This window comes from Vibrio sp. 2033 (assembly GCF_033339735.1).
In genome coordinates this window covers 1-526 of sequence record NZ_JAWOVC010000789.1, presented here as the reverse complement: position 1 = coordinate 526, position 526 = coordinate 1, and the positions used below count along the sequence as shown (strand labels likewise).

1 protein-coding gene is annotated in these 526 nt (G+C 42.8%); it reads left to right on the top strand.

Going from position 1 to position 526, the window contains the following annotated elements; genetic code table 11:
* Positions 1–9 precede the first annotated feature (9 nt).
* A partial coding sequence (locus tag R7P74_RS29100) for a DUF3833 domain-containing protein (RefSeq protein WP_318124192.1) occupies positions 10–526 on the top strand: 517 nt, incomplete at its 3' end.

Genomic DNA, 526 nt, shown 5'->3' with positions numbered 1-526 from the left:
TTTAAAACGATATTGCGATACTTTGCTGCGTGCGTTGTTGTTACGTTGAGTGCCTGCTCGGCGGATATAGACAATTACCAAGCATCTACGCCGCCATTTAATTTATTTGAATATTTTGATGGCAATGTGAAGGCATGGGGAATGGTGCAAGATTATTCCGAGAAACAAACACGCCGCTTTGAGGTTGATATTGTCGGTACGATAACGGGTGATGAATTGGTTCTTGTTGAGGACTTTGTTTTTGACGATGGTGAAACCGACCAGCGTGTTTGGACTATTTCTCGAGCAGAGGATGGCAGGTATACAGGCAAAGCAGATGACATTATTGGTTTCGCAAACGGAAAAGAGCAGGGTAACGCTCTGCAATGGCAATATGACTTTGAGTTAAAAATGGACGACTCGACAGTGACTGTTGCCTTTGATGATTGGCTTTACCGACAAGATGACAAACACGTATTCAACCTGACCAAAATTAAAAAGTTTGGCGTGGAGGTGGGGACAATAACCTTGTTCTTTCAAAAACAAC